Genomic DNA, 22,328 nt, shown 5'->3' on the forward strand with positions numbered 1-22,328 from the left:
ACTGGGACCGACCGAGCCGCCCCGGCCTCGGAGCCGAGGAGGTCCCTCATGTCAGTTGTCCGTCGTCTCACCCCCGCCACCGCCCACGTCGGCGATTCCGCCCGAGATCAACTCAACCCGATCTTCGCCCGGCCCGGCGAGGCGACCGACTTCCCGATCGACCGGCTGCCGCCGAGCGAGTCGCTGCCCGAGACGGCCTATCAGATCGTCCACGACGAGGCGATGCTCGACGGCAACTCCCGGCTCAACCTCGCCACGTTCGTCGGCACGTGGATGGATCCGCACGCGACCAAGATCTACAGCGAGTCAGCCGACAAGAACATGGTCGACAAGGACGAGTACCCGCAGACCGCCGCGATCGAGACACGCTGCTGGAAGATGATCGCCTCGCTCTGGAACTCGCCGGACGCGGAGGACTCCATCGGCACGTCGACGATCGGCTCGTCCGAGGCGTGCATGCTCGGCGGTCTCGCGCTCAAGCGTCGGTGGCAGCTGGCCCGCCGGGCGGCGGGCAAGAGCACCGAGAAGCCGAACCTCATCCTCTCCAGCGCCGTGCAGGTGTGCTGGGAGAAGTTCTGCAACTACTGGGACGTCGAGCCGCGGTACGTGCCGATCAGCGACGAGCACAAGGTACTGGACGGCCACGACCTGGAGAAGTACGTCGACGAGAACACGATCGGTGTCGTCGCGATCATGGGCGTCACCTACACCGGCATGTACGAACCGGTCGCCGACATCGCCGCCGCCCTCGACCGCATCCAGGAGAGCACGGGCCTGGACATCCCGATCCACGTCGACGGCGCGTCCGGCGGCATGATCGCGCCGTTCCTGCAGCCCGACCTGGTGTGGGACTTCCGCCTCCCCCGCGTGGCCTCGATCAGCACCTCCGCCCACAAGTACGGGCTCGTCTACCCGGGTCTGGGCTGGGTGGTGTGGCGCACGGTCGCCGACCTGCCGCAGGAGCTCGTCTTCGACGTCACCTACCTCGGCGGGCACATGCCGAGCTTCGCCCTGAACTTCTCACGACCGGGCTCACAGGTGCTGCTGCAGTACTACCTGTTCCTGCGCCTCGGCTTCGACGGCTACCGCCGCGTGCAGCAGGCATCTCAGGATGTCGCCGTCTTCCTGGCGCGCGAGATCGGCGCGATGGACGCGTTCGACCTGTGGAACGACGGCACCGACATCCCGGTGTTCGCGTGGCAGCTGACGCCCGGCCACACCGACAAGTGGAACCTGTACCACCTGTCGGAGCGCCTGCGGCTGAAGGGCTGGCTGATCCCCGCCTATCCGATGCCCGATGACCTCACCGATGTCGTCGTGCAGCGGATCGTCGTGCGCAACGGCCTGAGCCGCAGTCTCGCGGAGAGCCTCCTCTCCGACATCCGGGAAGCCGTGGCCTACCTCGACGCGCTCGAGTCGCCGATGCCCGTCGAAGGCATGGTGAGCTCCTTCACGCACTGAGCCCGGGCGCGATCGATCAGTATCCGCTGAACGCGTCGGTCGTGATCGACCGCGCCTTCTCCAGCGCGGGCGCCAAGTCGGCGATCAGTCCGGGAGGCCCGGAGATGTACGCGTGACGTCCGGCGAGATCGGGGACGACACGCTGCAGCCCCTCGGCGTCCAGTCGCACGCCCTGCGCCCACAGCCAGTGCGAGGGCAGGTCGGCGGGACGGTCGCGGGTGAAGACGACGACGGAGATGCCGGATGCCTCGAGGTCGGGGCGGAAGGCCAGCTCGGCGGCCTCCGAGGCGACGTAGACGAGCACGACGTCGCGATCTTCGCCCGCAAGGCGCTGGTGGCGCAGCTGGGCGGCGAACGGCGTGATGCCGATGCCCGCCGCGACCATCAGGATCGGGCTGGTCGTCCTCTTCGGCAGGACGAAGTCGCCCCACACACCGGTCGCGGCGAGGGCCCCGCCGGTGTCGAGTTCGGCGAGGGCCTTCTTGTAGCTGCTCTGCGGTTTGCCACCGGCTGCGGCCGGGCTCTCGCGGAACGCGATCCGCAGCTCGGGAAGGTCCTCCGGGGCGGACGCGATGCTGAACTCGCGACGGGTGCCGCGGGCATCCGGGTGGTGGTGCGGCACCTCCAGCTCGACGTACTGTCCGGGCAGGAACGGCAGCGGGCGCTTCGCGCGGAACGTGAGCTCGTTCACGGTCGGAGTGAGCGGGGTGCGGGACACCAGCGTCAGCTTCACGGCCGCGCGCACCGTGAAGGCCAGGGCGAACGCGACGAGGTTGCCGACGAGCAGCGCGCGCTCCTGGCCGAGGCTGATGACGCCCAGGTCGATCGGCCAGCCGGCCAGCACGCCCACGACCGCCGCGACCGTGAACTGCTGCCAGCGTCGCGGCGGCAGCGTCAGCGGTTCGGACAGCATGAAGGCGCCGAGGAACAGGAACGGCGAGGACAGCAGGATCTGCCAGAAGATGGTGACGCCCTCGACCGTGATCCCGGCCGCCTGGTACTGCGCCGAGGTGCGCAGCACGGCGACGGCGACGGCGATCACGACGAAGACCGCGATGACGCGGACCTTCTCGGTGCGCCACAGGACCGCGAGTCCGCACAGGACCACGGGCAGCGCCATCGCCGGGGTGCCGACCCACCACGCTGGCGTGCCGAGTGCCGGCACCGCGATGGCGCACAGCGCCAGCACGGTCGCACCGACCGCCGCAGGGTTGAAGATGTGCCGACCCCGCCACGCCAGGATGTACTTGGAGAGGGATGCCACGGCTCCGGCCAGCGCGATGCCCGCCAGCGCCGTCAGATCGAGCGACGGGCGCAGCACGAACAGCAGGATGTGCGCCGTGATGAGCGAGGACTCGATGCGCCACGGCAGCCCGACGATGCGCTGGGCCACGGCATCCACCGCGGAGCACACCGCCACGAGGACCGCGAGGGTGACGACCAGCTCGAGGGGCGACGGAGCGACCAGTTCGAAGAAGGACAGCAGGAACGCGATGACGGCCAGGGTCGCCAGTGCGAGGTACACCAGGCGGTACATCGAGACGCGTCCGAGCACCGCGAAGACCCGGTTCCAGAGCGAGGTGAGCGTGCCGAGCATCAAACGGGTCCCAGCTTCTCGTGCGGTTCGGCGGGCAGGTGCACACCGATCGGATCGCCCGGGTGCACGACGCCGCCGTGCACGACGGTGGACATGATGCCCGCCAGGCGGATGGTCTCCCCGGCGTCATCGACGTGGACCAGTTCCTTCATGAGCCCGGACGACAGCCCGTTGATCTGGGTGCACGGGTTGCGCAGGCCGGTGACCTCGATCACCGCATCCGGACCCAGCGCCAGACGCGTGCCGCGCGGCAGCGAGAGGATGTCGAGGCCCTCGGTCGTGATGTTCTCGCCGAGTTGTCCCGGTGCGACCTCGTGGCCGTGCTCCGCGACCTGGGCGAACAGCTCCGCGTGCATGAGGTGCACCTGGCGCAGATTCGGCGTGCTCGGATCGCGCTTCACCCGCGAAAGGTGCTGCACGAACTCGCCCGCGTGCGCGTCGCCTTCGACGCCGACCCCCTCGACCAGCCGGATGCTGCGCATGGTGGGCTTGCTGAAGCGGTGCTGGTCGTCACGGGATACGGCGAGGACACGGGCACCCGTCACGGGATCGCTCATACGTCAACGATATCCGGCCCGGTGAACAGGTCGGCGGCGCAGCCGGGAGACCACTCCACCCGGCCGTCCGTGGTCATCCGCACCCACTCGACGCCCCACCCGTGGGCGAGCTCCACGCCACCGTCGAAGAACAACGCCGTCGCGATGGCGTCCGCTCGCATCGCCGTGGCCGCGACGGCCCAGGTCGCGGCATACGTCGTGACGGGCCGGCCGGTGCGGGCGTCCAGGACGTGGTGCAGGCCGTCGCCCCACGCGCGCCTGTTGGTCGCCGACGCGCACAGCGCGGCATCCGTCACCTCCCACACCCCGATCGCTCGGCGGGCGTCGTACGGATGCTCCAGGCCGATGCGGACGGGTCCGCCGCGCAGGGCCATGTCACCGCCGGCGTCGACCACGATGTCACCGGGGACCGCCGGCGACAGGACCGCGAGCACGAGGTCCACCAGGCGGCCCTTGCCGAGGGCGCCGACATCGATCAGGGCAGGTGCGGTCAGCCTCATCCGCTCCCCCGTCCAGGTCAGCTGATCGACCCACTCCAGCGGCGCGGGTGCGGCACCCCGGTCGACGAGGCTGTACGCCGCGTCGTAGCCGAGGCTCTCCAGCGAACGCCCGACCAGCGGGTTGACGGCGCCGGCCGTGGCCGCGGACAGCGCCACGAAGGCGTCCAGCATCTCGGCGGCGTCAGCGGGCGCGCCCACTTCGCGAGGGTCGCGCGCAAGCGAGGTGACGAGCGAGTCCTCGCGGAACCGCGACCAGACCCGATCGAACTGCGCGATGCACTCGGTGACGCGGGCACGGATGCCGGGTCCCAGCGCCTCCGTCGTCTCGATCTCCCACGACGTGCCGATGGCGTCGAAACACCAGGTGGCGTGCGCCGGCGATTCCGGCGCGGACATCAGACGGCCGCTTCGGACTTGATCTGCTCGATCGCCTGGTTGAATCCGCCGCTCGTCAGAGACGATCCCGCGACGCGGCTCACCGAGATCTCGTCGATGTCCTTGCCGACGACGACCTCTGAGATCCCGCCGACGAACTGGCCCTGGTACTGCTTGGACTCGGCCTTCTGCGGCTGTCCGACGACCTCGACCTCGGTGATGACGTCATCGACGAGCGTGACGGTCACGGTGATGGTCTCCACCGACTCGGGCGTGGCGTAGGAGCCCTCACCGGTGTACGTGCCGTCGGCGTACGAAGCCGCATCCGACGTGCTGGGAGCCGTCGATGCCCCGGAATCGGTCGTGGGAGCACCGGCGGAATCGCCGGCTTCCCCGCCCGTCGAGCAGCCCGCCAGCGCGATGACTCCTGCGACGCCGACCATCGCGGCGGCGACGCGTGCAGGACGGGGAACGGTGGTGGTGCGGATCATGAGTGGTTCTCCTCGTACGGGTGCCGGTCCGGCGCGGGTCTGGGGCGATGTGGGTTCACAGTAGCGACGGGGTTGAGGCGTCACCTGTGGTCGGTCTACGAGATTGCTGTGGGCGATTCGCCGCGCCGGCGGATCGCCTTGAGCCCTTCGACGGCCAGGAAGATGACGATCGACAGGACGAGCGGCAGCACCCACGACCAGATGGCCAGCGGGCGGGAGCCGAACAGATCGTTCATGAACGGCACGTACGTGTAGATCAGTTGCAGCCCGAGCAGGGCGAGCGCCGACCACCACACCACCGGATTGCCGCGGAGCACCTCGGAGGTCAGGCTCGAGCGGCTCAGGAATCGGCAGTTGAACAGATAGGCGAGCTGGCCCAGCGCGAGCATCGCGACAGCTTCGGTGCGCGCGTAGTCCACGTCGACCCCGGTGGCGGCGACCGTGTAGAACACACCCAAGGTCGCTCCGCCGATGAGCACCGAGACCAGCAGAACGAAGCCGAGCTCACGGGCCGACACGATCGAGCCACCGGTGGCACGCGGTGGGCGGCTCATGATGCCGCGCTCGGCCGGCTCGTACGCCAGCGCGAGCGACAGGGTGAGGGCGGTGACCATGTTGACCCACAGCACCTGCACGGGTGTCAACGGGAGCGCCAGTCCGAAGACGACGGCGACCAGGATGACGAGCGACTGCGCGCCGTTGGTCGGCAGCAGGAAGACGACCGACTTGCGCAGGTTGTCGTAGATGCGCCGGCCCTCGCGGATCGCGCTGCGGATCGTTGCGAAGTTGTCGTCGGCGAGCACGATCTCGGCGGCTTCCTTCGTCGCCTCGGTGCCCTTGATGCCCATCGCGATGCCGACGTTCGCGCGGGTGAGTGCGGGCGCGTCGTTGACACCGTCGCCGGTCATCGCGACGACCTCGTCGTGCGCCTGCAGCGCGCGCACGATCCGGATCTTGTGCTCGGGGCTCGTCCGCGCGTACACGTCCACGTCCTGCACCACGGCCTTGAGCTGCTCCTGCGTGAGCGCCTCCAGCTCGGCCCCGGTCAGCACGCGGGCATCGTCCGAATCGACCAGACCCATCTCGCGGCTGATGGCGAGGGCGGTGCCGGCGTGGTCGCCGGTGATCATCTTCACGCGGATGCCGGCGGCGTGGCAGTCGGCGATCGCTTCGATGGCTTCGGGGCGCGGCGGGTCGAGGATGCCCCAGACCCCGAGGAACTCGAGGCCTTCGAGGTCCTCGAGCTCGATGCCCTCGCGCGTGGCGTCGACAGGGAGCCGCGCCGCCGCGAGCACCCGCAGACCCTCACCGCTGAGGTCGGCGATGACCGCCTCCCAGCGCACGATGTCCAGGGGTTCGCGTCCGGCCGCGCCGCGCTGAGCCGTGGAGCGCTCCAGCAGCCGGTCGGGGGCGCCCTTCACCAGGATGGCGCGCGAGCCGTCGGGCGCCTCGTTCAGGGTCGCCATGAGCTTGTTCGCCGAATCGAACGGGACGACGTCCAGCCGCCGCATCCCGTCGGTGCTCGCCCCGCCCTTCAGGGCGACGACCTTGAGCGCCCCCTCGGTCGGCTCACCGACGAGCGTCCACTGATCCTCCTGCGGGACGATGTGCGCGTCGTTGCAGAGCGTGGCGACGGCCAGGATCGCGGCGAGGTCGGCGCCGGCGGTGGCACCGTCCTCCGGGATGATGTCTCCCTCGGGCTGGTAGCCGAGCCCTGTGACGGCGTACTGCGCGACGGGGGTGACGATCGAGCGGACCGTCATCTCGTTCTTGGTGAGGGTGCCGGTCTTGTCGGAGCACACCGTCGTCACCGAGCCGAGCGCCTCGACGGCGGGGAGCTTGCGGGTGATCGCGTTGCGCCGGGCCATCTGCTGCACGCCGATCGCCAGCGTGATCGTGACGAGGGCGGGGAGCCCCTCCGGTATGGCGGCGACGGCGAAGCCGATGGTCGCCGAGATGAGGTCGGCGAACGGCATCCCGTGCACGAAGCGCCCGATCGCGAGCATCAGGACGGCCATGCCCAGGATGACGAGGGTCAGCTTCTTGCCGAAGTCGTCGAGCTGCTTGGTGAGCGGCGTCGCGAGCGATCCCGCATCGCCCACCAGCGCCTGGATCTTGCCGATCTCGGTGTCCGCGCCGGTGCCGGTGACGATGCCCCGCGCCTGCCCGGCCGAGACGATCGTGCCGGAGAACGCCATCGATGCGCGGTCGCCGATGCCGGCGTCGGCGGTCACCGGGTCCGCACCCTTCGAGGAGGGCACCGACTCCCCCGTCAGCGCCGACTCGTCCACGCGCAGCTGGAAGGACTGGAAGAGCCGCACGTCGGCGGGCACCTTGTCGCCGGGGGCGAGTCGGATCACGTCACCGGGAACGAGGTCGGCGGCGGGGATCGTCGCCCACGCGCCGTCGCGGCGGACGCTCGCATCGGAGGACAGCATCCCTCGAATGCCCGCGAGGGCCTTCTCGGCGCGCCCCTCCTGGACGTACCCGATCACCGCGTTGATGATGGCGACGGCCATGATGACCCAGAAGTCCAGCCAATCGCCCATGATCGCCTTGATCGCCGCGGCGCCCAGCAGGATGTAGATCAGCGTGTCGTTGAAGTGCGCGAGGAACTGCAGGATCGCGGGCTTGCGCGGCGGCTCCGGCAGGACGTTGGGTCCGGCGATCTCCAGACGCGACCGGGCGTCCGCGCTCGTGAGACCGCCGACATCCGTACCCAGAGCGGTTTCGACGTCGGGGACGTCGAGCGCGAAGGGCTGCGCGACGGTCAGGGATGCCTCGGCGAGCTGTCCGGTCATGGCATCCCTTCGGTGTGTCAGGCGGCGCCGTCGAACATGCTCGTGACGGAGCCGTCCTCGAATACCTCGCGGATCGCACGCGCCAGCAACGGCGCGATGGGCAGAATCGTGAGGCCTTCGAACCGGTGCTCCGGCGCGAGCGGGATCGTGTCGGTGACGACGACCTCGTCGATCGACGAGTCCTGCAGCACGATCGGCGCGGGATCGCTGAAGATCGCGTGCGTGGCCGCGACGATGACGCGCTCGGCGCCGGCGGCCTTGAGGGCCTGCGCTGCCTTGACGATGGTGCCGCCGGTGTCGATCATGTCGTCCACGAGGAGGCACACGCGGCCGTCGACCTGGCCGACGATCTCGTGCACGGTGACCTGGTTGGCGACCTTCGGGTCACGACGCTTGTGGATGATCGCCAGCGGTGCGCCCAGCTTGTCGGACCAGTTGTCGGCGACGCGGACCCGGCCCATGTCGGGCGAGACGACCGTGAGCTTCTCGCGGTCTTCCGGGCTCAGCTCGTTGCGGAAGTACTCCAGCAGCACCGGCTGCGCGAAGAGGTGATCGACGGGGCCGTCGAAGAAGCCCTGGATTTGCGCTGCGTGCAGGTCGACGCTCATGATGCGGTCGGCACCGGCGGTCTTGATCAGGTCGGTGACCAGGCGGGCGCTGATCGGTTCGCGACCGCGGCCCTTCTTGTCCTGGCGGGAGTACGGGTAGTACGGGGCGACGACCGTGATGCGCTTGGCGGAGGCGCGCTTGAGCGCATCCACCATGATCAGCAGCTCCATGATCCACTCGTTGACGCCACGACCGAACGACTGGATGACGAACACGTCACAGCCGCGGACACTCACCTCGAAGCGGGTGTAGAGCTCGCCCGATGCGAAGGTGCGGTGCTCGGTCGGAGCCAGCTCGCTGCCCAGTGCTTCGGCGACCTGCGTCGCCAGCGCGGGGTGGGAGCTGCCGGCAACGACGACGAGTCGTTTCTTCGTCTTCGCGACAAGCCCGGGGGCGATGTCACGCTCGAGATCGGCCTGCGTCTTCTTGGTCTTGCGTGCCATGACCCGCCTATTCGTCGGCTTGTGCGCGAGCGGCGTCTGCTGCCGCCGTACCCTCGCGATTCTTCTCAACCCAGCCTTCGACGTTGCGCTGCGGCGCCACCGAAAGGGCGAGCGCTCCCGCCGGGACATCCTTGCGGATGACTGCCCCTGCGCCGGTTTTCGCTCCTGCTCCGATCCTAACGGGCGCGACGAACACGTTGTGCGACCCGGAGTGCACGTGGTCGCCGATCTCGGTGCGGTGCTTGGCGATGTCGTCGTAATTCGCGGTGATCGCGCCGGCCCCGAGGTTGACGCCGACGCCGATCGTGGTGTCGCCGATGTACGACAGATGCGGCACCTTGCTGCCTTCGCCGATCGTCGTGTTCTTGATCTCCACGAAGGTGCCGATCTTGCCCTTGGCGCCGAGGATCGTGTTCGGACGCAGGTAGGCGAACGGTCCCACCGTCGCCGAGGCGCCGATGACGGCGAGCGTGGCGTCCGTGCGGGTGACGATCGCGTTCTCCCCCACCTCGCAGTCGACGAGGCTCGTGTCGGGACCGATGGTGGCGCCCTCCGCGATCGAGGTGGCGCGGAGGATCTGGGTGCCGGGCAGCACGGTGACATCCGGAGCAAGCGTCGCGGTGACATCGATCCAGGTCGTCGCCGGGTCCATGATCGTGACCCCGGCGAGCTGCCACTTGCGGACGGTGCGCGCGTTGAGCAGGCGACCCACCTCCGACAGCTGAGCCCGGTCGTTCACGCCGTACGTGACGGTGACATCCTCGACGACGGATGCCGCCACCCGGTCGCCGGCGACACGGGCGAGGCCGGCCACGTCGGTGAGGTACTTCTCCGCCTGGGCGTTGTCGATGCCGATCGCCGGCAGGTGCGTGCGCAGCGAGTCGGCGCGGAAGACGTACATCCCGGCGTTGATCTCGCGGACCGCCGCCTCGGCGTCGTTCGCGTCCTTCTGCTCCACGATGCGCGAGACATCCCCGTCGGCATCCCGGATGACGCGGCCATAGCCGGTCGGGTCGGCCACGACGGCGGTCATCAACGTGACGGCCGCATCGGCCGCGCGGTGGGCGGCGACGAAGGCGGTCAGGGTCCCGGCATCCGCCAACGGGCAGTCGCCGGAGAGCACGAGCACATCGCCGGAGAACCCGTCCAGCTGCGCAAGGGCCAGTTCGACGGCGCGACCGGTTCCGGGCACCTCGTCCTGGTCGACGACCACGACGTGCGGCGCATCGTCGGCGACGGACTGGGCGACGAGGTCGCGCTCGTGCCGGACCACCACCAGCGTATGGGCGGGAACGAGCTCGGCCGCTGTGGCGAGCACGTGACCCACCAGCGACCGTCCGCCGATGCGGTGCAGCACCTTGGGCGTGCGCGACTTCATGCGCGTGCCCTGCCCTGCGGCCAGGATGATGATGGCGAGGTCGGCGTCGGCACGACCGCTTTCGGTGTTCTCGGACATGCTCCGCCGCCAGGATTCGAACCTAGACCTAACAGCTCCAAAGGCTGTCGTGCTGCCATTACACCACGGCGGATCGCCACGAACCGGGGCACGTGACCAGCATCAAGTCTGCCAGTCGATAATGGGTGGATGGGACACGAGACCGATGAAGTCGACCGCATCGTCGGAGCGTGGATCGCGCAGCGGCCCGATCTCGACTTCTCGCCGCTGGAAGTGCTGTCCCGCGTGGACCGCCTGTCGCGGCATCTGGACCGCGCCCGTCGCGACGCATTCCGGCGCAGCGACCTGGAGCCCTGGGAGTGGGATGTGCTGTCGGCGCTGCGTCGTGCGGGCGAGCCGTTCCAGCTCAGCCCCAAGCAGCTCCTGCAGCAGACGCTGGTCTCCAGCGGCACCATGACAAACCGCATCGACCGACTGGTGGACCGCGGACTCGTACGTCGGGAAGCAGATCCCGGGGATGGACGCAGTGTTCTGGTGACGATCACGATGGACGGACGAACGCGGGTGGATGCCGCGATCACGCGGCTCGTCGATGCAGAATCGCTGCTGCTCGGCGCACTGTCGCGCGGCGACCGCGACCGCCTCGCCGGCCTGCTGCGCAAGCTCAGCCTCGGATTCGACGCCTGAGGGTTCGTCCCGCACGGGCTGCGGCCATCGACATCCATCCAAGGCACGTAGCCTGGGGGTGTTATGGCACATCTTCTGGGGGCAGAAACCCTACATCTCGAGTACCCGACCAAAGTCGTCTTCGACTCCGTATCGCTCGGCGTTGAAGAAGGCGACCGCATCGGGATCGTCGGTCGCAACGGCGACGGCAAGTCCACCTTGCTCGGATTGCTGGCGGGACGCTTCACCCCCGACTCCGGCCGCGTGACGATGCGCAGCGGAGTGCGGATCGGCGTGCTCGACCAGGGAGACGTGCTCGACGACGACGACACCGTGCGCAATGCGGTGGTGGGTGATGCTCCCGAGCATGTCTGGGCCGGCGAACCCCGTATCCGCAGCGTCATCGCGGGGCTGCTGAGCGACCTGCCCTGGGACGGGAAGATCGGACCGCTCTCGGGTGGTCAGCGTCGCCGCGTCGCGCTGGCGCAGCTGCTGGCCGGAGACCACGACATCCTCGCGCTGGACGAGCCGACGAACCACCTCGACGTCGAGGCCATCACGTGGCTCGCGGGCCATCTGAAGCAGCGCTGGGCGCAGAGCTCGGGTGCGCTGCTGGTCGTCACGCACGACCGGTGGTTCCTGGATGAGGTGTGCACCACTACGTGGGAGGTGCACGATCGTGTGGTCGATCCGTTCGAGGGCGGCTACGCGGCCTACATCCTGCAGCGCGTCGAGCGTGACCGTCAGGCCGCGACGATCGAAGCGCGCCGCCAGAATCTGGCCACCAAGGAGCTCGCCTGGTTGCGCCGAGGAGCACCGGCGCGCACCGCGAAGCCGAAGTTCCGCATCGAGGCCGCCAACGAGCTGATCGCGGATGTGCCCGAGCTGCGCGATCCCATCGCCCTGCGCTCGCTCGCGGTCTCCCGACTCGGGAAGGAGGTCGTCAATCTGCTCGACGTCTCGGTATCATACGGCGACCGTGCCGTGCTGCGGGACGTCGAATGGCGCATCGCACCGGGCGAGCGCACCGGCATCCTCGGCGTGAACGGTGCCGGAAAATCCACTCTCCTGAACCTCATCTCGGGCACGGGTCAGCCCACGACCGGGCGCGTCACGCGGGGCACGACGGTGAAGATCGCCACGCTCGCGCAGGGTCTCGACGAACTCGAAGAGCATCTGAATCACCCCGTGCGCACCGTGCTCGCACAGCTGCGCACGTCGTACACGTTCGGAGACGGCTCGAAGGCGCGCGAGATCACGCCCGGCCAGCTGCTGGAACGCCTCGGATTCGCCTCGGCGCAGCTGTCGACGCCGGTCAAGGACCTCTCCGGTGGGCAGAAGCGACGACTGCAGCTCCTGCTGATCCTGCTGGACCAGCCGAACGTGCTCATCCTCGACGAGCCGACCAACGATCTGGACACGGACATGCTCGCCGCCATCGAGGACCTCCTCGACACGTGGCCGGGCACCCTGCTGGTCGTCTCGCACGATCGCTACTTCCTGGAGCGCGTCACCGACCAGCAATACGCGCTCCTGGACGGCCACCTGCGCCACCTCCCCGGGGGCGTGGAGGAATACCTCCGCCTGCGTACAGCGCAGCGCAAGGCCGCGGAGAGCGGGCCCCCGTCGGGCGCGTCCAGCTCGGCCGCCGCTTCCGAGCTGTCAGGGGCCGATCGGCGTACCGCGCAGAAGGAGCTGTCGGCGATCGATCGGCGCCTCGCGAAGCTGTCCGGACTCATGGCAGCCCTCGACGTGAAGCTCGCGGAGTTCCACGACGACTACGACGCGTTGCAGAAGCTGCAGTCCGAACGCGCCGCCCTTGCGAGCGAAGTCGACACCCTCGAAGAGCGCTGGCTCGAACTGGGCGACATCCTCGGGCACTGACCCGGTGGACGCAGAAGGGGGAGGATGCCGCGGCATCCTCCCCCTTCTGCGTTCCGGCTAGTCCAGGCCGTTCTCCGACAGCCACTGCGTGGCGATGTCCTGCGGGGACTTCTGGTCCTCGGTACTCTGCACGTTCATCGCGATGAGCGCCTCGGGCGTCAGCTTGGCGCTGATCGCGTTGATGACGTCGGCGATCTTCGGCGCGAGGTCCTTGTTGACGAGCGGCACGACGTTCGAGGCCAGGATCAGGCCCTCCGGGTCGGTCAGCACGACCAGGTCATCCGTCTGGATGCGCGGGTCGGCCGTGAACACGTTCGCGACGTTGACCGTGCCGGCGACAAGGTCCTCGACCGTGGTGTCGCCGGTCGCGGAGAACGCCACCTCGACGCCGTAGGTGTCGAGGAGGCCCGTGGGGCCGTACGGGCGCTCGGCGAGCTCAGGCGGCCCTCCCAGAGTCAGCGGCACCGTGACCTTCGCGAGGTCGGCGATCGACGTCAGCCCGTACTCGTCGGCGAACGCCTTGGTCACCGTGTACGAGTCCTGGTCGGACGCCGTCGCCTGGTCGAGCACCGTGAGATTCTCGGGGAGGGCTTCCTGCAGCGCCGCGTAGACGTCCTCGGGCGTGCGCGCCTCCGTCGTCTCGTCGAAGTACTGCAGCAGGTTGCCGGTGTACTCGGGGAACAGCGAGATCGAGCCGTCTCCGATCAGCGGCATGTAGGCGTCGCGCTGGCCGATGTTGAACTGACGCTCGACGTCGAACCCGGCGCCCTCGAGGGCCTGGGCGTAGATCTCGGCGATGATCTCGTTCGAGTAGTACGCCTGCGAGCCGACGACGATGGTGTCGCCCGAACCCCCGGCCGAGTCGGACGGGGTATCGAGCGGGTTGCCCGACGAGCAGCCGGCGAGCAGGACGACCGCGCCGGCGAGGGCGGCGGTGGCGGCCAGGAGCCGCTTCTTGGCTGTGAACATGGTGATGATCCTCCTTGTTGACGGGACGGGACACACGGATGCGGAAAGTCAGGTGACGGTGGCCTCGGCGCGGGGGCGCTCCGAGGGGACGGATGCGGCGTCCACGGCATTGTTCGGAACGGAACGTCGATCGGATCGCGGTGGCCGGACCCCGCGCGGCACGGCGCCGCGCTGGGCGAGCGCGAACAGGCCGTCCAAGATGAGGGCGAGCGCCGCGACGAGGATCGCGCCGCCCAGGACCATGTCGTAGCGGCGGAGCGGGATCCCCGCGATGATGTACTGGCCGAGCCCACCGAGGCCCACGTATGCGGCGATCGTCACCGTCGCGACCACCTGCAACGTCGCCGAGCGCAGCCCCGCGACCAACAGCGGGAGCCCGAGCGGCACCTCGATGCGCCAGAGGATCTGCCACTCGGTCATGCCCATCGCCCGGCCGGCGTCGATGACGGTGCGGTCGATGGCCTCGAGCCCGGCGTAGGCGCCGGCGAGGATCGACGGGATCGCGAGCAGCACGAAGCTGATGACCGCCGCCTCGGGCTTGTGCAGCACGCCGAAGAGGAGCACCAGCAGGATCAGCAGGCCGAACGACGGCACCGCGCGGGCTGCTCCGGATATCGCCACCGCGACATCGCGTCCCTTGCCGGTATGCCCGATCAGCCAGCCCAGCGGAACGGCGATGACGCCCGCCACCAGCACCGAGATCACCGTATAGGACAGGTGCTGCATCAGAGCGACCGGCACCGAGCTGACGCCCACTCCCTTGTCGGGAGAGAAGATCCACGCGATCGCGTCGAGGAAGAGGTTCATGCCACTGCCTCCGCTTCGAGTCCGACCTGGACCGTGCGGGAACGCGAGCGCGATCTCGTGGCGCGCGCCCACGGCAGCAGCACCCGGCCGGCGAAGACGAGGACGAGATCGACCAGGAGGGCGATGATCGCGACCGCGACGATGCCGGCACCGACTTCGGGGATGATGCGGCGCTGCAGCCCGTTGGTGAAGAGATAGCCGAGGTTGCTCACCCCGACGAGGATGCCCACGGTCGCCAGGGCGATCGTGCTGGCCGCCGTGACGCGCAGACCCGCCAGGATCACGGGTCCGGCGAGTGGGAACTCGACACCCCAGAAGCGCTGGAAGGCCCCGTATCCCATCGCCGTCGAGGCCAGGCGGACATCTTCGTCCACGGATGCCAGCCCGTCGGCGACGGCGCGGACCATCAGCGCCACCGCATAGATCGTCAGGGTGATGATGAGGTTCAATTCGCTGACGATGCCGACGCCCAGCAGGGGCGGAAGGAGGACCAGCAGCGCGAGGGAGGGAATCGTGTAGAGCAGGCCCGTTCCGGTCAGCAGTACGGCGCGCACGGGCCGGTAGCGCCAGGCCAGCCAGCCCAGCGGCACCGAGATGACGAAACCGAGGACGATCGGGATGACGCTCTGCCGCAGGTGCTCCAGCGACAGGGACCAGATCAGACCGAGGTTGTCGATCACCCAGTTCATGTCACCGCATCCCGGATCAGCGCCCCCTGGGTGCGACCCTCGCCATCCACGACGACTGTGCCGCGCGGAGTCTCTTTGAGGCGCAGGGCGCGCTTGCCCTTGTCGGCGCCGATGAAGCTCGCCACGAAGTCGGAGGCCGGGTTCTCCATGATCTCGCTGGGGCTGCCGACCTGCGCGACGCGCGCCCCCTTCTCGAGGATCACCACTTGATCCCCCAGCAGGAACGCCTCGTCGATGTCGTGGGTGACGAACACGACGGTCTTGTCCATGTCCCGCTGCAGGCGGATCAGCTCCTGCTGCAGCTCGGCGCGGACGATGGGGTCGACGGCACCGAACGGCTCGTCCATGAGCAGGATGTTCGGGTCGGCCGCGAGACCGCGGGCCACACCGACACGCTGCTGCTGTCCACCGGAGAGCTGGCTGGGGTACCGATCGGCCGTAGCCGGGTCCAGCCCCACCGTGACCATGAGCTCCAGCGCGCGGGCGCGGGCCGCAGCCCGCTTCATGCCCTGCAGCACGGGGACGGTCGCGATGTTGTCCGCGACCGTGAGGTGCGGCAGCAGCCCCGAGTTCTGCATGACGTAGCCGATGCTGCGCCGCAGCTGCACCGGGTCGCGCGTGGCGACATCGTCGCCGTCGATCGCGATCGAGCCGCCGGTCGGTTCGACCATCCGGTTGATCATCCGCAGCAGCGTGGTCTTGCCGCTTCCGGACGAGCCGACCAGCACCGTCGTCTTGCGGGACGGGATGACGAGGTTGAACTCGTCGACAGCCACGGTGCCGTCTGGGAATCGCTTGACCACCCGGGTGAATTCGATCACGACGTCTCCTCGTCAGGTCCGGTTGTCACGCGCCGCACGGGCGGCGCTCAGTCGACGACGCTGATTTCTTTCCAGAATGCGACGTAGTCCGAGAAGTCACGGCCGACTCGGTCGACCGCGCTCGAGAACGGCATCGGATACGACCAGGCCCGGTCGGCCAACGGCGAATCGCCGCCCACGACCGTGAAGTACTGGCACTCGCCCTTCCACGGGCAGGTGTACTGCGTGGGGCTGGGTACCAGCACCCCCGCAGTGATGCTGGATGGCGGGAAGTACCAGTTGCCCTCGATGTGGATCAGATCTTCGGTGGGCGCTTCGGCGATCACCGTGCCGTCGAGCAGTGCCTTCATGTCACACCTTTCGATCACGGGCGGAGGAGCCGCCGGCGAGCGTTTCAACGCTACAGGAGCCCTCGGACACGGGGTCGGAATCCCGAAAGAACACGGCCCGCGAGCCGCGCAGCGTCACATCACCCGGGCACCCGCCACCGGGCCGTGCACGTGCAGGGCGGTTCGGCCCGACGCGGTCAGGGTCACCTGGAGCTCGAGGGCGGACTCCGAGCCGTCGGCGAGGAACGCGAGGGTCGGGCCGGAGCCCGACACGATGCCGACCAGCGCCCCGGCCTTCTCGCCGAGCTCGAGCACGGCGCGCAGATCCGGGCGCAGCGACAGCGCGGCGACCTGCAGGTCGTTGCGCGCGTGGGCGGCGAGGCCCGGAGCATCGCCCGCCCGCAGCGCCTGAAGCACGGCGGGATCGATGCGCGGCGCCCGCGCGCGCGGCGCGATGTCGAACGTCGACCCGCTGCGCAGCTGATCGAGCTGCTCGTAGACCTGGGGTGTGGACAGCCCGCCGTCCGCGACCACGAGGACCCAGTCGAACCGCCCCTTCGCCAGCGCCGGGCTCAGCTGATCGCCGCGCCCGGTGCCGACGGCGGTGCCCCCGATCAACGAGAACGGCACGTCGGCGCCGAGCCGCGCCGCGAGGCGCTGCAGCCGGGCCGAACCCAACTCTGCTCCCCACAGCGCGTCGCAGGCGACGAGGGCGGCCGCGGCATCCGCTGATCCTCCGCCCATCCCGCCCTGCACCGGAACGTGCTTGACGATCTCGAGGTGGACGCCGCCGGAGTGGCCGATCTCCTTGGCGACCAGGCGCGCCGCGCGCAGCGCGAGGTTGCGGTCGTCCTCGGGCACTCCGCTGACATCGACCGAGCCGGTCACCGACACGGTGAACTCGTCGGAATCCTCCGCCCACAGGTCCTCGTACAGCGACACCGCCTGGTAGGCGGATGCGACGTCGTGATATCCGTCGGGTTGGACGTCGCCGACCTCGAAGAAGAGGTTCAGCTTGCCCGGTGCCCGCACGTGCACCCGAGCGGGTCCGCGCGCGCCCATGCTCATCCGCCGACCGCCGTCTCAGGCACAGCGAACGCCCCGTCGATGCGCAGCCTCACCGCGCCGCCGACTCGGCCCAGAGGTCGACGTCGATGGAGTCCGACAGCGCGTCGATCTGCTCGAGCTCCTCCGTGTCGAACGCGGGGCCCTGCAGGGCGGCAATGTTCTCGTCCAGCTGTTCGGCACGGGATGCTCCGATCAGCGCGGAGGTCACCACCGGGTCGCGCAGCACCCACTGGATCGCCATCTGCGCGAGCGTCTGCCCGCGCTCACGGGCGATGACGTTCAGCCCCTCGATCGTGGCGCGCCCCTTCTCCGACAGCTCGCTCGTCGGCAGCGACGAGCGCTGCTGCGAGCGGTCCGCCGGCCCGCCTCCGAGGTACTTGTCGGTCAGCAGGCCCTGGGCGAGCGGGGTGAACGCGATCGCGCCCATGCCCTCCTGCGCCAGCACACCGGTGAGGCCGTCCTCGACCCAGCGGTTGAGGATCGAGTATGCGGGCTGGTGGATCACCAGCGGAGTGCCGAGGCTGCGGGCGACCGCGGACGCCTCCGCGGTGCGCTCGGCGCTGTACGACGAGATCCCCACATAGAGCGCCTTGCCCTGGCGCACCAGGGTGTCCAGCGCGCCGATGGTCTCCTCGATGGGCGTCACGGGGTCGACGCGGTGCGAATAGAAGATGTCGACGTAGTCCACACTCATCCGCTTCAGCGACGACTCCGCGCTGGCGAGGACGTACTTGCGCGACCCCCAGTTGCCGTACGGGCCGGGCCAGAAGTCGTATCCGGCCTTCGAGGAGAGGATCATCTCGTCGCGGTACGGCGCGAAGTCCTCGCGCATCATGCGGCCGAAGTTGGTCTCGGCCGAACCGTACGGGGGGCCGTAGTTGTTCGCCAGGTCGAAGTGGGTGATGCCGACGTCGAACGCGTGTCGCAGCACCGCGCGCTGACGGTCGAACGGCACGTTGTCGCCGAAGTTCCACCACAGACCGAGCGAGATCGGCGGCAGGAACAGCCCGGAGCTGCCGACCTGGCGGTATTCGGTCAGGTCGTAACGGCCGGTCGCGGCGGCGTAGGGACGATGGATCTCCGGGATGCCGGTAGTGAAGCGAGGCGCGTCAGTCACGCTTCGAGGCTAGCGCGCCTCGCCCGCCGTCCGCAGGTGCCTCAGCGGGCTCGTGCGATGCGGACGAAGTCGTCGATCGAGAGCTGCTCGCCGCGCGCGGTCGGATCCACGCCGGCCTTCTCCATCAGAGCGGATGCCTCGGCCGAGGATCCTCCGAGCACTGCGGACAGCGCCTGCCTCAGCATCTTGCGCCGCTGCTGGAAGGCGGCATCCACGATCTGGAAGGTGCGACGACGCTCCTCCTCGGTGCCGCGCGTCGCGGCATCCCGCACGAACCCCACGAGGACCGAGTCGACGTTCGGGACGGGCCAGAACACCTGGCGGGAGACCATGCCCGCCAGCCGCCACTGCCCGTACCATGCCGCCTTCACGCTGGGAGCGCCGTAGATCTTGGACCCTGGGGGTGCGGCGAGCCGCTCCCCCACCTCGGCCTGGACCATCACGACGCCGCGCTGCAGGTGCGGGAAGTGCTCGAGGAAGTGCAGCAGCACCGGCACCGACACGTTGTAGGGCAGGTTCGCGACGAGCACCGTGGGGTCGCCGGGCAGCTCGGTGATGCGCAGCGCGTCGGCGTCCACGACGGTCAGTGCCCCCGGCGCGACGCCGTGCGCGGCGGCGGTCTCGGGCAGACGGGCCGCGAGCCGGTGATCGATCTCGACGGCGGTGACGGACGCGCCGGTCTCCAGGATCGCGAGGGTCAAGGACCCCAGCCCCGGGCCGACCTCGACCACGCTCTCACCCGCCTGCACACCCGCGACGTGCACGATCTTGCGCACGGTGTTGGCGTCGACGACGAAGTTCTGTCCGAGCTTCTTGGTCGGGGTCACATCCAACTCGGAGGCGAGGGAGCGGATCTCGGCCGCACCGAGCAGTGTCACGGGCATCCCCTCACTGTATTCGCTGCCTTGGGGAGTCACGTCCCCTGTCACTGACGACACCGGATCGATAGTGTGGCGCCATGACGGATGCCGGCACGATTCCCACGAACTCCTTCACCCTCCGCGGTCCCTACGGGCGCCGTGCCGTCGCACTCTCCGTGGCGGCGGCGGTCGGTGGATTCCTCTTCGGCTTCGACTCATCTGTCATCAATGGAGCGGTCGACTCGATCCAGCACAACTTCGAGCTGAACGCCGTCGTGACCGGCTTCGTGGTCGCAGTCGCGCTGCTCGGCTGTGCCGTCGGCGCCATCATCGCGGGCAACCTGTCGGACCGGTGGGGGCGCCTGCGCGTCATGTTCCTCGGCGCCGTGATGTTCTTCGTGAGCTCGATCGGCTCGGCACTGACCTTCAGCGTCGGCGACCTGATCCTGTGGCGCGTCATCGGCGGTCTCGGCATCGGCATCGCCTCGGTGGTCGCCCCGGCGTACATCGCCGAGATCGCGCCCCGGCAGATCCGCGGTGGCCTCGCGTCCCTCCAGCAGCTCGCCATCACCCTCGGTATCTTCACCGCGCTGCTGAGCGACGCCCTGCTCGCCTGGGGCGCCGGCGGCGCGTCCGAGCCGCTGTGGTTCGGTCTGGAGGCGTGGCGGTGGATGTTCCTCGTGGGCGTCATCCCGGCCGCGGTCTACGGCATCCTGTCCTTCACGGTCCCGGAGTCCCCGCGCTACCTGATCGCGAAGGGCAGGACCAAGGAGGCGAAGGAGATCTTCGCGCGGCTCGTGCCGCCCGCCGACCTCGACCAGACGATGCGCGAGCTGACCAACGCGATCGAGTCCGACCGTAAGAACTCCGGGGTGTCGCTGCGCGGACCGGTCCTGGGTCTGCAGTCGATCGTCTGGGTCGGCATCATCCTGTCCGTGTTCCAGCAGTTCGTCGGCATCAACGTGATCTTCTATTACTCGACCACGCTGTGGCAGTCGGTCGGCTTCCCGGAGAGCGCGTCGCTGGGCATCAGCGTGGTGACGAGCATCACGAACGTGCTGGTGACGCTGGTCGCGATCTTCCTCGTCGACCGTGTAGGTCGAAAGCCGATCCTGCTGACCGGTTCGGTGATGATGGCGGTGTCGCTGTCGCTGATGGCCGTGTCGTTCATGTTCTCGACGACGGATGCCTCGGGCGCGGTCACGCTGGATGCACCGTGGGGACCGATCGCCCTGGTCGCCGCCAACGTGTTCGTGATCGGGTTCGGCGCCTCGTGGGGCCCGCTGGTGTGGGTGCTGCTCGGCGAGATCTTCCCCAGCCGCATCCGCGGCAAGGCCCTCGGCCTCGCCGCCGGCGCGCAGTGGATCGCCAACTTCCTCATCACGGTGAGCTTCCCGGCGATGTCGAGCTGGTCGCTGCCCCTCACCTACGGCATGTACGCCATGTTCGCCGCGCTCTCGTTCTTCTACGTGTGGTGGAAGATCCCGGAGACCAAGGGCATGGAGCTGGAGAAGACCGAGACCCTCTTCACCCACCCGCCCAAGGTGAAGTCGTAGGGCCGATCGCGTCGGACGCCCCCTTTAGGATGGCGGGATGCCATCGCTCGGGGAACTCATCGCGCCCCGCCGCCTCGGCGCGGACTTCCGCTGGCTGCTCGCATCCTCGTGGACCAGCAACCTCGGCGACGGCATCGCACTGTCCGCCGCCCCGCTGCTCATCGCGTCGCTGACCTCGTCGCCGCTCCTGGTCGCCGCCGGCGCCATGATGCAGTTCCTCCCGTGGCTGCTGTTCGGACTGCTGGCCGGCTCGATCGCCGACCACCACGATCGCCGCCGCCTGGTCATGCTGGCCAACGGATCGCGCGCGGTGATCGTGCTCGGGCTCGTGGTCTTCCTGGCGACCGGCAACGTCACGGTGTGGATCGTGCTGGCCACGGCTTTCCTCTACGGCACTGCGGAAGTCTTCGCCGATACGGCGGGGAGCACGCTGCTGCCGATGGTCGTGCGTCCCTCCGATCTGGGCATCGGGAACGCGCGGCTGCAGGCCGGTTACCTCGTCGGCAACCAGCTCGCCGGCCCGCCATTGGGTGCGTTCCTGTTCGCCATCGGGTCGTTCTGGCCGTTCCTGGTGCAGATACTCTGCGTCGCCCTCGCCGTGATCCTCATCTCCCGGATCGCACGGACTCCGATCCCCGAGCAGGCTGCCGTCGTCCCGGGGGTGAAGGCCCAACCGATCCGCGAAGGCCTCCGCTGGCTGAGGGGCAACGCACCGGTGCGCACGCTCGTCATCATCATCCTCGTCTTCAATGTGACGTGGGCCGCTCCCTGGAGCATCCTCGTGCTCTACGCCACCGAGCACCTCAACCTCGGCGTCATCGGCTACGGCGCCCTCACGACAGCGGCCGCGCTCGGCGGGCTCATCTCGACCGGCTGCTTCGGCTGGCTCGAGCGTCACGTGTCGTTCGCGACGCTGATGCGCGTGTGCCTCTCGCTCGAAGTGCTGATGCACCTCATCTTCGCCCTCAACACGTCCGACATCGTCGCCTTCGTGGTCATGTTCGGATTCGGCGCGTACGCCTTCATCTGGGGCACGATCTCGACCACTGTGCGGCAGCGCCTGGTGCCGATGCCCCTGCAGGGACGCATCGCCTCGGTGAACATGGTCGGCGTCTTCGGCGGTCTCGTGATCGGTCAGCTCATCGGCGGGCTGCTCGCCGAGGCGTGGGGCCTCACCGCGCCGTGGTGGTTCGCCTTCGCCGGCTCGGCCATCACGCTGCTGCTGGTGTGGCGCTCGATCTCGAACATCGCGGCCGCGAAGCCGGTCGTGGAAGACGGTGTGGCGGAGAACGCGGGGTAGGACTGGGGGATGCCTGATCGCATGAACGGTTC

20 protein-coding genes and 1 tRNA gene are annotated in these 22,328 nt (G+C 69.0%); 5 read left to right on the forward strand and 16 right to left on the reverse strand.

Annotated elements, in window-relative coordinates; genetic code table 11:
• Positions 1–48: 48 nt before the first annotated feature.
• Positions 49–1,461, forward strand: a complete 1,413-nt coding sequence (locus ASD65_RS05325; RefSeq protein ID WP_056219460.1) for a glutamate decarboxylase — start codon at positions 49–51, stop codon at positions 1,459–1,461.
• A 16-nt stretch (positions 1,462–1,477) separates the two neighbouring features.
• On the opposite strand, the gene ASD65_RS05330 is transcribed toward ASD65_RS05325, so the two are convergent.
• The 8 genes from ASD65_RS05330 to ASD65_RS05365 all read right to left on the reverse strand — a co-directional run bounded on the left by ASD65_RS05330 (position 1,478) and on the right by ASD65_RS05365 (position 10,363).
• The gene (locus ASD65_RS05330; RefSeq protein WP_056219463.1) at positions 1,478–3,058 is read right to left on the reverse strand and encodes an FAD-dependent oxidoreductase; all 1,581 of its coding nucleotides are present in this window, start codon (positions 3,056–3,058) and stop codon (positions 1,478–1,480) included.
• Positions 3,058–3,615 (reverse strand): MOSC domain-containing protein, encoded by a 558-nt coding sequence (locus ASD65_RS05335; RefSeq protein WP_056219466.1) that lies wholly within the window; start codon positions 3,613–3,615, stop codon positions 3,058–3,060. Before ASD65_RS05335 ends, ASD65_RS05330 begins: the two co-directional genes overlap by 1 nt.
• Entirely contained in the window at positions 3,612–4,511 is a 900-nt protein-coding gene (locus ASD65_RS05340; protein ID WP_056219469.1) for an FAD:protein FMN transferase, read from the reverse strand. The genes ASD65_RS05335 and ASD65_RS05340 overlap by 4 nt, the downstream gene beginning before the upstream one ends.
• On the reverse strand, positions 4,511–4,981 hold the full coding sequence (locus ASD65_RS05345; protein ID WP_056219472.1) for an FMN-binding protein: 471 nt from the start codon (positions 4,979–4,981) through the stop codon (positions 4,511–4,513). The genes ASD65_RS05340 and ASD65_RS05345 overlap by 1 nt, the downstream gene beginning before the upstream one ends.
• Before the next feature lie 95 nt (positions 4,982–5,076).
• Entirely contained in the window at positions 5,077–7,782 is a 2,706-nt protein-coding gene (locus ASD65_RS05350) for a cation-translocating P-type ATPase (protein WP_056219475.1), read from the reverse strand.
• A 17-nt stretch (positions 7,783–7,799) separates the two neighbouring features.
• Positions 7,800–8,834: a ribose-phosphate diphosphokinase gene (locus ASD65_RS05355; RefSeq protein ID WP_056219479.1), complete on the reverse strand. Its 1,035-nt coding sequence runs from the start codon at positions 8,832–8,834 to the stop codon at positions 7,800–7,802.
• A 7-nt stretch (positions 8,835–8,841) separates the two neighbouring features.
• Entirely contained in the window at positions 8,842–10,290 is a 1,449-nt protein-coding gene (glmU, locus tag ASD65_RS05360; RefSeq protein WP_056219482.1) for a bifunctional UDP-N-acetylglucosamine diphosphorylase/glucosamine-1-phosphate N-acetyltransferase GlmU, read from the reverse strand.
• Between the two features lies 1 nt (position 10,291).
• Positions 10,292–10,363, reverse strand: a tRNA-Gln gene (locus ASD65_RS05365).
• 56 nt (positions 10,364–10,419) lie between these two features.
• On the opposite strand from ASD65_RS05365, the gene ASD65_RS05370 reads away from it, so the two are divergent.
• Together ASD65_RS05370 and ASD65_RS05375 are read left to right on the forward strand one after the other, a co-directional pair.
• Positions 10,420–10,917, forward strand: coding sequence for a MarR family winged helix-turn-helix transcriptional regulator (locus ASD65_RS05370; RefSeq protein ID WP_056219485.1), 498 nt, complete (start codon positions 10,420–10,422; stop codon positions 10,915–10,917).
• Between the two features lie 63 nt (positions 10,918–10,980).
• On the forward strand, positions 10,981–12,780 hold the full coding sequence (locus ASD65_RS05375; RefSeq protein WP_056219489.1) for an ABC-F family ATP-binding cassette domain-containing protein: 1,800 nt from the start codon (positions 10,981–10,983) through the stop codon (positions 12,778–12,780).
• Positions 12,781–12,837: 57 nt separating this feature from the next.
• Here ASD65_RS05375 and ASD65_RS05380 read toward each other — a convergent pair whose 3' ends face one another.
• The 8 genes from ASD65_RS05380 to rsmA form a co-directional block, all read right to left on the reverse strand.
• The gene (locus ASD65_RS05380) at positions 12,838–13,749 is read right to left on the reverse strand and encodes an ABC transporter substrate-binding protein (RefSeq protein ID WP_056219492.1); all 912 of its coding nucleotides are present in this window, start codon (positions 13,747–13,749) and stop codon (positions 12,838–12,840) included.
• A gap of 48 nt (positions 13,750–13,797) precedes the next feature.
• On the reverse strand, positions 13,798–14,556 hold the full coding sequence (locus tag ASD65_RS05385; protein ID WP_056219495.1) for an ABC transporter permease: 759 nt from the start codon (positions 14,554–14,556) through the stop codon (positions 13,798–13,800).
• Positions 14,553–15,245 (reverse strand): ABC transporter permease, encoded by a 693-nt coding sequence (locus ASD65_RS05390; protein WP_056219497.1) that lies wholly within the window; start codon positions 15,243–15,245, stop codon positions 14,553–14,555. Before ASD65_RS05390 ends, ASD65_RS05385 begins: the two co-directional genes overlap by 4 nt.
• Positions 15,242–16,066, reverse strand: coding sequence for an ABC transporter ATP-binding protein (locus ASD65_RS05395; protein WP_056219500.1), 825 nt, complete (start codon positions 16,064–16,066; stop codon positions 15,242–15,244). Before ASD65_RS05395 ends, ASD65_RS05390 begins: the two co-directional genes overlap by 4 nt.
• A 47-nt stretch (positions 16,067–16,113) precedes the next feature.
• A complete protein-coding gene (locus tag ASD65_RS05400; protein ID WP_056219503.1) occupies positions 16,114–16,416 on the reverse strand; it encodes a DUF427 domain-containing protein in 303 nt (100 codons plus the stop codon).
• A gap of 114 nt (positions 16,417–16,530) precedes the next feature.
• Entirely contained in the window at positions 16,531–17,463 is a 933-nt protein-coding gene (locus tag ASD65_RS05405) for a 4-(cytidine 5'-diphospho)-2-C-methyl-D-erythritol kinase (RefSeq protein WP_056219505.1), read from the reverse strand.
• 49 nt (positions 17,464–17,512) lie between these two features.
• Complete coding sequence (locus tag ASD65_RS05410) at positions 17,513–18,580, reverse strand: aldo/keto reductase (RefSeq protein ID WP_056219508.1); 1,068 nt, start codon at positions 18,578–18,580, stop codon at positions 17,513–17,515.
• Positions 18,581–18,621: 41 nt separating this feature from the next.
• Positions 18,622–19,464, reverse strand: a complete 843-nt coding sequence (rsmA, locus tag ASD65_RS05415; protein ID WP_056219510.1) for a 16S rRNA (adenine(1518)-N(6)/adenine(1519)-N(6))-dimethyltransferase RsmA — start codon at positions 19,462–19,464, stop codon at positions 18,622–18,624.
• Between the two features lie 74 nt (positions 19,465–19,538).
• Here rsmA and ASD65_RS05420 point away from each other — a divergent pair, with 74 nt between their 5' ends.
• A complete protein-coding gene (locus ASD65_RS05420) occupies positions 19,539–20,996 on the forward strand; it encodes a sugar porter family MFS transporter (protein WP_056219513.1) in 1,458 nt (485 codons plus the stop codon).
• A 37-nt stretch (positions 20,997–21,033) separates the two neighbouring features.
• Entirely contained in the window at positions 21,034–22,296 is a 1,263-nt protein-coding gene (locus ASD65_RS05425) for an MFS transporter (protein WP_056219516.1), read from the forward strand.
• Positions 22,297–22,328 lie beyond the last annotated feature (32 nt).

Source organism: Microbacterium sp. Root61 (assembly GCF_001427525.1).
Lineage (GTDB): Bacteria > Actinomycetota > Actinomycetes > Actinomycetales > Microbacteriaceae > Microbacterium.

What these genes read in the sequence shown, in the direction of transcription:
- ASD65_RS05390 (WP_056219497.1), bottom strand. Translation starts at nt 15,245, where the DNA reads ATGAACTGGGTGATCGACAACCTCGGTCTGATCTGGTCCCTGTCGCTG.
- ASD65_RS05425 (WP_056219516.1), top strand. Translation starts at nt 21,034, where the DNA reads ATGCCATCGCTCGGGGAACTCATCGCGCCCCGCCGCCTCGGCGCGGAC.
- ASD65_RS05335 (WP_056219466.1), bottom strand. Translation starts at nt 3,615, where the DNA reads ATGAGCGATCCCGTGACGGGTGCCCGTGTCCTCGCCGTATCCCGTGAC.
- ASD65_RS05340 (WP_056219469.1), bottom strand. Translation starts at nt 4,511, where the DNA reads ATGTCCGCGCCGGAATCGCCGGCGCACGCCACCTGGTGTTTCGACGCC.
- ASD65_RS05355 (WP_056219479.1), bottom strand. Translation starts at nt 8,834, where the DNA reads ATGGCACGCAAGACCAAGAAGACGCAGGCCGATCTCGAGCGTGACATC.
- ASD65_RS05325 (WP_056219460.1), top strand. Translation starts at nt 49, where the DNA reads ATGTCAGTTGTCCGTCGTCTCACCCCCGCCACCGCCCACGTCGGCGAT.
- ASD65_RS05400 (WP_056219503.1), bottom strand. Translation starts at nt 16,416, where the DNA reads ATGAAGGCACTGCTCGACGGCACGGTGATCGCCGAAGCGCCCACCGAA.
- ASD65_RS05345 (WP_056219472.1), bottom strand. Translation starts at nt 4,981, where the DNA reads ATGATCCGCACCACCACCGTTCCCCGTCCTGCACGCGTCGCCGCCGCG.
- ASD65_RS05405 (WP_056219505.1), bottom strand. Translation starts at nt 17,463, where the DNA reads ATGAGCATGGGCGCGCGCGGACCCGCTCGGGTGCACGTGCGGGCACCG.
- rsmA (WP_056219510.1), bottom strand. Translation starts at nt 19,464, where the DNA reads ATGCCCGTGACACTGCTCGGTGCGGCCGAGATCCGCTCCCTCGCCTCC.
- ASD65_RS05380 (WP_056219492.1), bottom strand. Translation starts at nt 13,749, where the DNA reads ATGTTCACAGCCAAGAAGCGGCTCCTGGCCGCCACCGCCGCCCTCGCC.
- ASD65_RS05330 (WP_056219463.1), bottom strand. Translation starts at nt 3,058, where the DNA reads ATGCTCGGCACGCTCACCTCGCTCTGGAACCGGGTCTTCGCGGTGCTC.
- ASD65_RS05375 (WP_056219489.1), top strand. Translation starts at nt 10,981, where the DNA reads ATGGCACATCTTCTGGGGGCAGAAACCCTACATCTCGAGTACCCGACC.
- ASD65_RS05420 (WP_056219513.1), top strand. Translation starts at nt 19,539, where the DNA reads ATGACGGATGCCGGCACGATTCCCACGAACTCCTTCACCCTCCGCGGT.
- ASD65_RS05385 (WP_056219495.1), bottom strand. Translation starts at nt 14,556, where the DNA reads ATGAACCTCTTCCTCGACGCGATCGCGTGGATCTTCTCTCCCGACAAG.
- ASD65_RS05350 (WP_056219475.1), bottom strand. Translation starts at nt 7,782, where the DNA reads ATGACCGGACAGCTCGCCGAGGCATCCCTGACCGTCGCGCAGCCCTTC.
- ASD65_RS05370 (WP_056219485.1), top strand. Translation starts at nt 10,420, where the DNA reads ATGGGACACGAGACCGATGAAGTCGACCGCATCGTCGGAGCGTGGATC.
- glmU (WP_056219482.1), bottom strand. Translation starts at nt 10,290, where the DNA reads ATGTCCGAGAACACCGAAAGCGGTCGTGCCGACGCCGACCTCGCCATC.